The 8,535-nt window shown below is 71.4% G+C and carries 6 protein-coding genes; 4 read left to right on the top strand and 2 right to left on the bottom strand.

Going from position 1 to position 8,535, the window contains the following annotated elements; all coding sequences use genetic code 11:
• Positions 1–430 precede the first annotated feature (430 nt).
• Both ACX6XY_RS27115 and ACX6XY_RS27110 read right to left on the bottom strand, forming a co-directional pair.
• On the bottom strand, positions 431–1,333 hold the full coding sequence (locus ACX6XY_RS27115; RefSeq protein WP_460336199.1) for a tyrosine-protein phosphatase: 903 nt from the start codon (positions 1,331–1,333) through the stop codon (positions 431–433).
• A 113-nt stretch (positions 1,334–1,446) separates the two neighbouring features.
• Entirely contained in the window at positions 1,447–2,343 is an 897-nt protein-coding gene (locus ACX6XY_RS27110; RefSeq protein ID WP_460336196.1) for a hypothetical protein, read from the bottom strand.
• A 147-nt stretch (positions 2,344–2,490) separates the two neighbouring features.
• On the opposite strand from ACX6XY_RS27110, the gene ACX6XY_RS27105 reads away from it, so the two are divergent.
• The 4 genes from ACX6XY_RS27105 (at position 2,491) to ACX6XY_RS27090 (ending at position 8,532) form a co-directional block, all read left to right on the top strand.
• Complete coding sequence (locus tag ACX6XY_RS27105; RefSeq protein ID WP_460336195.1) at positions 2,491–2,874, top strand: chorismate mutase; 384 nt, start codon at positions 2,491–2,493, stop codon at positions 2,872–2,874.
• Between the two features lie 46 nt (positions 2,875–2,920).
• Positions 2,921–5,425 carry an aminopeptidase N gene (pepN, locus tag ACX6XY_RS27100; RefSeq protein ID WP_460336192.1) on the top strand — a complete coding sequence of 835 codons (2,505 nt, stop codon included), beginning with the start codon at positions 2,921–2,923 and terminating at the stop codon, positions 5,423–5,425.
• Between the two features lie 207 nt (positions 5,426–5,632).
• The gene (locus tag ACX6XY_RS27095) at positions 5,633–7,108 is read left to right on the top strand and encodes a pyridoxal phosphate-dependent decarboxylase family protein (RefSeq protein WP_460336189.1); all 1,476 of its coding nucleotides are present in this window, start codon (positions 5,633–5,635) and stop codon (positions 7,106–7,108) included.
• Complete coding sequence (locus ACX6XY_RS27090) at positions 7,105–8,532, top strand: lysine N(6)-hydroxylase/L-ornithine N(5)-oxygenase family protein (RefSeq protein ID WP_460336186.1); 1,428 nt, start codon at positions 7,105–7,107, stop codon at positions 8,530–8,532. Before ACX6XY_RS27095 ends, ACX6XY_RS27090 begins: the two co-directional genes overlap by 4 nt.
• Positions 8,533–8,535: the final 3 nt, after the last annotated feature.

The following is an 8,535-nucleotide window of genomic DNA, read 5'->3' as shown; positions in this document are numbered from 1 at the left end:
CTGTAGCGTCTGGTGGGCTCGGTTTTGTTTATAAGAGACAGGCGGCCCCCAGGGCGGCGGCCGCCACGCCGCCGCCTGACAGCCCCCCTCTGCCCAGGCATCCCCAGGCAGGCCCTGACCCCCGTCCGGGCCCTGGCCTCCAGGCGGGTCCCGGCCTCCAGGCGGGCCCTGGCCTCCGTCCGGGGCCTGGTCTCCAGGTGGGTCCCGGCCTCCAGGCGGGCGCTGGCCCCCGTCCGGGGCCTGGCCTTCAGGTGGGCGCTGGCCTCCGTCCGGGGCCTGGCCTTCAGGCGGGTCCCGGCCCTCAGTCGGGTCCTGGCCCCCAGGCGGCCCCGGCTCCGGACGGGGGGCCAGGCCCGGACGGGGCTGAGGCCTGAGCCGGGCCGGGCTCCGGCGCACGCCGGGGCCGGTGTGCCTGGGGGTAGGCGGGTGCTTACCCGACCAGGCGGTGGCGCAGGGTGAACAGGGTCCAGGTGTCCAGGGACAGGCCGTGTCTGACGTAGCCGAACAGGCCGCCGTAATCCCGCTCGGCCTGGTCGAGCGCCGCGTCGAGGTAGCTCGCCCGTACCTCCTGGACCGGGATCAGCAGGTCCGGGTTCTCCATGAGCCCGAGGTCGCGCACCGCCTCGCGGGTGCGCCGGTCGGCCTCCGCGCGGAACACGTTGGAGAGCAGATAGTCCTCGCGGGCCGAGGTGTCCGGCACCCCCAGCATCCGCAACAGGATATAACTCGTCCAGCCCGTACGGTCCTTGCCCGATGTGCAGTGGTAGAGCAGCGGTCCGCGCACCCCGCCCGCCAGATCCCGCAGAGTCTCGGCGAACCGGGCGCGGTTGTCCGCGTCGGTGACGAACGCGCGGTAGATCCCGCGCATCAGCTCCGCACCGCGACCGCCGCCCAGCGCCTCCTCCTGCCGTACCGGGTCGGCGGAGCCGATCACGGACAGCAGAAAGGCGTACAGCCCCAGGTCGCTGACCGGCCTGGACACCGGCGTGAGCCCCGGCGGCAGCCGGTCGGGCCCGCCGTGGTCGACCTCGAACGGGACCCGGAAGTCGACCACCCGCTTCAGGCCCAGACCGTCGACGGTGCGCACATCGGCGTCGGTCAGCTCGCCGAGCTCGTCGGCGCGCAACGCCATCCCGTACCGCACCCGCTCACCGTCGTAGGTCCGGTAGCCGCCCAGGTCGCGGACATTGACCGCGCCCTCCAGCGGGATGTGCCGTACGTCCTTCCCGGTGCCGGGCGTACGCCACCCGTGGGCCGCCGCCCGCGGGGCGAGCGCGGCAGCGCCGACGGAGGCGGCCGCGGTGGTCAGCAGAGCGCGTCGGGACAGGTGCATCGCGGAACTCCCATCCAGGCCGATCCCAGCAAATCGACCTAACATTTGTTAGGTGCGGATCGCGCCGTGAAGATAGCAGCCACAGGCAGAAGAAGGGAGAGGCGTGCCGCCTCTCAGGTGTCGCACTCCAGCACCGTCCGGCACAGCCCGCACCGCGCCCGCACCCGCCCCCGCACCGGCACCCTGATCCGCTGCTGGCACGTCGGGCACGGGAACGACACCCGAAGCTCGGCCCGCCCGTCGAACACATACCGCCCCGACGCCCCGGCCGCCGGACCAGCCACCCGGTGATCCCGCGCGTACTTGCGGTCCTTCGCGTACCGCCGCCGCCCCGACCAGCCCGCGGCCAGCAGCGGCGGCTGCCGCTCGTCACGGCGGGCCATCGCCGCGCCCTTCGTGTACGCCGTGTACGCCTGCGGACTGGTGAACCAGATCGCCGGATCCTCGCCGAACGCCCGCGCCCGCTTGGCCAGCACGTACCCGAACTCCTCCGGCGTCAGATAGCCCAGCTTCTGCGAGGACGCGCCGTCCTCGCGGAACGCGTCGAGCAGCAGCCAGCCCGCGCCCAGATACGCGGTCGCCGTGTCGGTGAGGATCTCGTTGTCACGGACACCGGGAAACGCCAGGTCCAGGCGGTGCAGATACACATGCATCACCTCGTGGGCCAGCGCCGCGCCGATATCCCTGCGATGCCGCCGGAAGCGGTCGTTCAGCTCGATGAAGTACTCGGGCCCCGCCGCCAGCTCCACATGCGCCGCGTGCTCCATCTCGCGGAAGCCGACGATCATCCGGGCGTCCGGCAGCCGCAGATGCTGGACCATCACCCTGGCCACCCGCTGCACGCCCAGGTGCAGGTCGTCGACGTCCGCGAAAGCCACATCGGCGGCGGCGACACTGCTGTCGAACGTGTGGACAGTGTCATACGACAGCCGCCGGTACAGCGCGGTGATCGCCGACCGCACCGTGTCCAGATGCGGGTATCCGTGCTCGACCGGTCCGCCGTTCGCCACCCGTACACCCCCGCAAGCTCGTCTCGCCGTCGGCCAGGGACCTTCCACTGTACGAGTACGCGGCCGCCGGACGGGCCGGTCGGGCCCTCTCGCAGCACGGGCCCCGGCACATACCGCGACGTCCGCGGCCCCGTAGGCTCACCCACCATGACGACCCGCGACACCCGCCACAGCCACGACGACGCCGACGCCCGCGCCGACGACGCCGTACGCGCCGACGCCGCCGCCGTACGCGCCGAACTGGACCGCCTGCGCGACAGCATCGACAACATCGACGCCGCCGTCGTCCACATGCTCGCCGAACGCTTCAAATGCACCCAGCAGGTCGGCCACCTCAAAGCCCGGCACCGCCTGCCCCCGGCCGACCCAGCCCGCGAATCCGAGCAGATCGCCCGCCTGCGCCGCCTCGCCGAAAGCGCCAAACTCGACCCGGCGTTCGCCGAGAAGCTCCTCAACTTCATCATCGCCGAGGTCATCCGCCACCACGAGACCATCGCCGACGAGACCACCCCCCACACCGCCGACGAGTAGCCCGCGGCGGACCCGGCACTGTGCCACACCCCGCCCATCAGGCAGCATGACCCCCATGTCCGTCCTGACGCGCGACGAAGCGCAGACCCGAGCCCGGCACCTCGACGTCCACCGGTACGAGGTCGACCTCGACCTCACCGATGGCGACACCACCTTCACCTCCCGCACCGTGATCCACTTCACGGCCCGCACGGACACCGACACCTTCGTCGAGCTCAAACCCGCCGCCCTGCGCACCGCCACCCTCGACGGACACCCCCTCGACCCGGAGACCCTCGACGGCGCCCGCCTCCCCCTCAAGGGCCTCACCGCGGGCCCCCACGAACTCCGCGTCGACGCCGACATGCACTACTCCCGCACCGGCGAAGGCATGCACCGCTTCACCGACCCCACCGACGGCGAAACGTACCTCTACACCCAGCTCTGCATGGACGACGCCCAACGCGTCTTCGCCGCCTTCGACCAGCCCGACCTCAAGGCCGCCTTCGCCTTCACCGTCACCGCGCCCCCCGAATGGACCGTCCTCGGCAACGGCATCGCCACCCCCGACGGCGAAGGCCGCTGGACCATCGCCGACACCCCCCGCATCTCCACCTACCTCGCCGCCATCGCCGCGGGCCCCTACCACTCCGTCCGCACCGAGCACCGCGGCCTGCCCTTCGCCCTGCACTGCCGCCGCTCCCTCGCCCCCCACCTCGACGCCGACGCCGACGAAATCCTCACCGTCACCCGCGCCTGCTTCGACCGCTACCACGAGAAGTTCGACGAGCCCTACCCCTTCGACTCCTACGACCAGGCCTTCGTCCCCGAATTCAACGCGGGCGCCATGGAGAACCCCGGCCTCGTCACCTTCCGCGACGAATTCGTCTACCGCTCGGCCGTCACCGACACCGAACGCCAGACCCGCGCCATGGTCATCGCCCACGAAATGGCCCACATGTGGTTCGGCGACCTCGTCACCCTCCGCTGGTGGGACGACATCTGGCTCAACGAGTCCTTCGCCGAGTACATGGGCTACCAAGTCACCGCCGAAGCCACCCGCTTCACCGACACCTGGACCGACTTCGGCGTCGCCCGCAAATGCTGGGGCTACGACGCCGACCAGCGCCCCTCCACCCACCCCGTCGCCCCCGACCCCGAACTCGTCCCCGACACCGCCGCCGCACAGCTCAACTTCGACGGCATCTCCTACGCCAAGGGCGCCTCCGCGCTACGCCAACTCGTCGCCTGGCTCGGCGAAAAGGACTTCCTCACCGGAATCAACACCCACTTCAAGCGACACAAGTTCGCCAACGCCACCCTCGCCGACTTCATCGACTCACTCGCCGACGCCACCGACCGCGACGTCCACGCCTGGGCCGACGCCTGGCTGCGCACCACCGGCATCGACACCCTCACCCCGCACATCACCCCGGCGGCCGGATCCTGGCAACTCACCGTCCGACAGAACGGCGAACGCCCACACCGCGTCACCGTCGGCACCTACGACCGCGACCTCGCCGACGGCCGTACCCTCGTCCCGCGCGAACACTTCGCACTCGACCTGCCCCAAGCCGAGCCCACCACCCGCACGGGACCACGCCCCGCCCTGGTCCTCCTCAACGACGGCGACCTCACCTACGCCAAAATCCGCCTCGACGAGACCTCCGAAGAGACAGCCCTACGCGACCTCTCCGGCATCCCCGAACCGCTCACCCGCGCCGTACTGTGGAACGCCCTGCGCGACATGGTCCGCGACGGCGAACTCCAGCCCGCCGCCTACCTGGAGACCGCCCGCACCCACCTCCCGCACGAAACCGACCTCGCCCTCGTCCAAGGCGTCCTCGCCTTCGCCGCCACCCACATCGCCGACCGCTACACCACCCCCGAGGACCGGCCCGCCGCACTCGCCGCCCTCACCAGCCTCTGCCGCGACCTCATCCGCCGCACCGAAGACGGCAGCAACCCCGGACTGCGCCTCACCGCCGTACGCCACCTCATCAGCGCCGCCACCCAACCCGACGCCATCCGCGACTGGTTCGACAACGGCACCGTCCCCGGCGGCCCCGAACTCGACCCCGAACTGCGCTGGCGCATCCTCGGCCGACTCGCCGTACTCGGCGCCATCGACGACGCCGTCATCGAAGCCGAACTCCTCCAGGACCCCAGCGCCACCGGCCAGGAGGGCGCCGCCCGCTGCCGCGCCGCACTGCCGGACCCGGAAGCCAAGCGCCAGGCCTGGCAGCGGATGTTCGCCGCCGACGAGCTCTCCAACTACCTCTTCACCGCCACCGCCCAGGGCTTCTGGCAACCCGAACAACTCGACCTCGTCAGCGACTACATCCCCCGCTTCTACGAGGACGCCGTCACCGTCGCCGCCCGCCGCGGCCCCGCCATCGCCGACGCGGCGGGCCGCTGGGCCTTCCCCGCGGCCGCCGTGACACCCGAGACACTCCGCCTCGGCGAAACCTGCCTGGCCCAGGCCGACCCGAGCCCCAGCCTGCGCCGCAAACTCATCGACCAACTCGACGACCTGGCACGGGCCCTACGGGTACGCGACGCCAGGGCCTAGCAGAAAGGGCCCTAGCAGGAAGAGCCCTGGCGGGAAGACTTCCCTCGGCCCCCTCACCGCGCTGGCGGCGAGGGGGCCGATACCACTTTCGGGTGCAGCTCGTTGAGCTGACCGGGTGCACCGCCGCACACACGGACAAGCTGGTGTTCCCGGTACGTACAGGCAGGTGCCCCGGCACCACGCGCACCCGAAGGACACCGCCACACCATGAGCAGCACCCCACCCCTCTCCGGAGGCACCACAGGCCCCAGCGCCCTGCGACCCCTGCTCAGCACCGTCCTCGACGCACTCCAAGACGGCGCGCACACCCGCCACGGCCCCCTCCCCGCAGGCGGCCCCGCCACCGTCACCGCCCACGTACGCGACACCGTCGGCGAACCGCTCCCCACACACGGCACCGGCGCCGAAGAGGCCCTGCACACCCTCGTACGACTGCTCGCCGAAGGCGCCGCCGACCCCGCCGAACCCCTCTGCGCCGCGCATCTGCACTGCCCACCACTCGCCGTCGCCACCGCCGCCGACCTCGCCGCGTCCGCGCTCAACCCCTCACTGGACTCCTGGGACCAGGCCCCCGCCGCATCCGCGCTCGAAGCGCTCGTCACCCGCGCACTCGCCGCCGAAGTCCACCCCGCCGCCGACGCCCTCGTCACCACCGGCGGCACCGAAGCCAACCAGCTCGCCCTCCTCCTCGCCCGCGAACAGGCCAGCACACAGGCCAATGAAGAACAGGCCAGCGCACAGGCCAGCGCCCCGCGCCACCCCGTCCAGGTCATCACCGGCGCCAACGCCCACCACTCACTGCACCGCGCCGCCTGGCTCCTGGGCCTGCCCACCCCCGCCACCATCCCCGCACCCCACGGAACCCTCGACCCGGCCGCCCTCCGCCACGCCCTCACCACACTGCCGGGCCCCCACCTCGTCGCCGCCACCGCGGGCACCACCGACGCCGGACTCATCGACCCGCTCCCCGCCATCGCCGCACTCTGCCGACAACACCACGCCCGACTCCACATCGACGCCGCATACGGCGGCGGCCTGCTGTTCAGCCCCACCCGCCGCGCGCAACTCGACGGCCTACAGCACGCCCACACCATCGCCCTCGACCTGCACAAACTCGGCTGGCAACCCGTCGCCGCCGGACTCCTCGTCGTACGCGACCCTGCGGAAACCACCCTCATCGCCCACCAGGCCGACTACCTGAACGCCGACGACGACACCGAAGCGGGCCTCCCCGACCTCCTCAGCCGCTCCCTGCGCACCACCCGCCGCCCCGACATCCTCAAGACCGCCGTCACCCTCCGCGCACTCGGCCGCACCGGACTCGGCGCCCTCGTCGACGCCGTCTGCGCCCTCGCCGCCGACTTCGCCCACCACATCCACCGGCACCCCGCCTTCGAGCTGTACGCCCCGCCCGCCATCAGCACCGTCCTGTTCCGCCCCACCGACGCCGACGACCACGCCATCGCCCACGTCCGGCGCCAGCTCCTCACCGAAGGCCGAGCCGTACTGGGCCGCGCCCGCCTCGACGGCCGCCTCTGGCTCAAGGCCACCCTGCTCAACCCGCACACCACCCCCCACGACCTCGCCGAACTCCTCAAGCACATCGACAAGCACGTCGAACCGCACAACGAGAAGCACATCGAAGCGACGCTGTCGCCCGCGGAAGGACACACCCCCCGATGACCACCGCACACCCTCCCACCGTCCCCGAGACACCCCACGACCTGGTAGGCGTCGGCATCGGCCCCTTCAACCTCTCCCTCGCCGCCCTCGCCCACGGCCTGCCGAACCCCCTCACCACCGCCTTCTACGAACAACAACCCACCTTCCACTGGCACCCCGGCCTCCTCATCGACGGCGCGACCCTCCAAGTCCCCTTCCTCGCCGACCTGGTCACCCTCGCCGACCCCGCCAGCCCCTGGACCTTCCTCAACTACCTCCGCGACATCGACCGCCTCTTCCCCTTCTACTTCGCCGAGCGCTTCCACATCCAACGCACCGAATACGACGCCTACTGCCGCTGGGTCAGCCGCCACCTCCCCGGACTCCACTTCCGCCACCAAGTCGACGCCATCCGCTGGAACACCGAACACCACCTGTTCGAGGTCGACTTCACCCAGATCGACCACGAAGGCGAAGCCGAGGCACTCGGCCGCACCTACGCCCGCAACATCGCCCTGGGCATCGGCACCGCCCCCCACATCCCCGAGCCGCTCAAGCCACTCGCCGACGCCCCCACCGTCCCCGTCATCCACGCCGCCGACTACCTCCAGCAGCGCGAACGCCTCCTCACCGCCGACCACATCACCGTGATCGGCTCAGGACAGACCGGCGCCGAAGTCTTCCTCGACCTCCTCAGGCACCGCCCCACGGGCCGCGAGAAACTCCACTGGCTCGCCCGCACCGAAGCCTTCGCCCCCATGGAGTACTCCAAACTCGGCCTCGAACACTTCACCCCGGACTACACCCGCTACTTCCACGCCCTGCCCGAAGCCCAGCGCGACCGGCTCGTCCCCCGCCAATGGCAACTCCACAAGGGCATCGACACCGACACCATCAGCGCCATCCACGACGAGCTCTACCAGCGCACCCAGCACGGCGGCTGGCCCGACGCCGTCCTCACCCCCGGCGTCACCGTCCGCACCGCGGGACGCCTCGGCAACACCCAGATCGAACTCCACCTGGAACACCTCCAACAAGGCACCCGCACCCGCCTCACCACCGACGCCGTGATCCTCGCCACCGGCTACCGAGAGCGCCCCCTGGACCGGCTGCTCGCCGGACTCGACCCCTATATCCGCCGAGACCGCAGCGAGCGCCCCCGCATCGACGCCCACTACCGCCTCACCCTCGACCCCGCCGTCACCGGATCCGTCTACGTCCAGAACGCCGAACGCCACACCCACGGCGTCGGCGCCCCCGACCTCGGCCTCGCCGCCTGGCGAAGCGCCACCATCCTCAACACCCTCACCGGCGGCACCCCTTACCCGCTCCCCGCCCGCACCGCCTTCACCACCTTCGGCCTCACCCACCACGACGCGCCGCCCAACCGCGCCGACACCCACTCAGCAGGGCAGCCCGCCAACCTCGTACGCCTCAAAGGCTGAAGA

The sequence above is a fragment of the Streptomyces sp. O3 genome (assembly GCF_054788135.1).
Note: the sequence above shows the minus strand (reverse complement) of the source record. Positions and strands in the feature narration are given on the sequence as shown.

Excerpts from the sequence above, each read along its gene's own strand:
- ACX6XY_RS27090 (WP_460336186.1), top strand. The coding sequence starts at position 7,105 with ATGACCACCGCACACCCTCCCACCGTCCCCGAGACACCCCACGACCTG.
- ACX6XY_RS27105 (WP_460336195.1), top strand. The coding sequence starts at position 2,491 with ATGACGACCCGCGACACCCGCCACAGCCACGACGACGCCGACGCCCGC.
- ACX6XY_RS27115 (WP_460336199.1), bottom strand. The coding sequence starts at position 1,333 with ATGCACCTGTCCCGACGCGCTCTGCTGACCACCGCGGCCGCCTCCGTC.
- ACX6XY_RS27095 (WP_460336189.1), top strand. The coding sequence starts at position 5,633 with ATGAGCAGCACCCCACCCCTCTCCGGAGGCACCACAGGCCCCAGCGCC.
- pepN (WP_460336192.1), top strand. The coding sequence starts at position 2,921 with ATGACCCCCATGTCCGTCCTGACGCGCGACGAAGCGCAGACCCGAGCC.